Consider the following 1,005-nt stretch of genomic DNA (forward strand, 5'->3'; position numbering starts at 1 on the left):
ACGCCTTATGTGAATTAAGGGAGAGGATGTTGCTCAAAAGTAAGGACATCAATACCAAAACGCTGACGCAGAAAAAGACGTAGAGTATGACTGGTGATTTTAGCGGCAACATGGACGCACAGAGCATCAACTTTCTTTCTCAGCAGACGTTCCAAATTACGTCCTGTATTTTGTACCTCGTTAAATACGCCTTCCACACGTTCTCGAAAGCTATTTAATAAACCCTCAAAAGCTTTTGGCTGTTGTTGTAATTGGTTAGCTCGATGGGGGGTGAAAATCTGATTACCTGTAGTTTTGGAGATATCGCTCTGCCATTGGCCACCAATGAATCCTTTGTCAGCCAAGATACGACAACCACGAACGCAGCCTAAAACTGATTCGGCGGCGAGACGTTCATCAGTACTGGCAGGCACTAAAGAGTAAACTAAGGGTATACCGTTGAGAGTACTGATGAGTACCAATTTGTAACCAAAGTAGTTCATTTTCCGACTGGCACACCACCCATAATCAGCACTGCCTGTAAAATCACTTCTGAGTTTATCTCGCTTGTAACCCACTACTGGTAATGGTTTTGTATCCAACAGTAGGGTACGCTCAAAGATGGCTCCCAACTCCACGACCCAGAAACGTCTTAATTCTTCCAGCATTCCTTCCAGACGTCTGGCTCGTCGGTTGAACTGGCTTTGGTCTAACAGTTTTGGGAAGAGGCTCAAATAGTTGGCCCGCATAAACCCTAAAAACTGTTGTTCTCCTGGGTATGGGAAAAAATCCATTGCTACCAATAACGTTAGCATTTCACTATCTGTGAATCTTGGTGATGGCCCTGGCAATAACGGTACATAACGAAAGCCTTTTTGCTGATACCAGTCATCTACCAGCACAAAAATTGTTGTCAACAGGGTTGAACCGTCTACCATATTCATTGGGAGACCTCAAGCTTTGGTGTCGTTACCTTTATCTTGGGGTTTCCCCTTCTTTTTTGCTACCCCATCTCACATAAGGCGT

The 1,005-nt window shown here is 44.3% G+C and carries 1 protein-coding gene; it reads right to left on the reverse strand.

The features are described 5' to 3' along the window. Window positions 1–14 precede the first annotated feature (14 nt). The gene (locus tag ABF638_RS38155) at window positions 15–917 is read right to left on the reverse strand and encodes an IS982 family transposase (RefSeq protein WP_435027915.1); all 903 of its coding nucleotides are present in this window, start codon (window positions 915–917) and stop codon (window positions 15–17) included. Window positions 918–1,005: the final 88 nt, after the last annotated feature.

Origin of the sequence: Nostoc sp. CALU 1950 (genome assembly GCF_051172895.1) — a bacterium.
GTDB classification, from domain to species: domain Bacteria; phylum Cyanobacteriota; class Cyanobacteriia; order Cyanobacteriales; family Nostocaceae; genus Nostoc; species Nostoc edaphicum_A.

Excerpts from the sequence above, each read along its gene's own strand:
- ABF638_RS38155 (WP_435027915.1), bottom strand. The coding sequence starts at position 917 with ATGGTAGACGGTTCAACCCTGTTGACAACAATTTTTGTGCTGGTAGAT.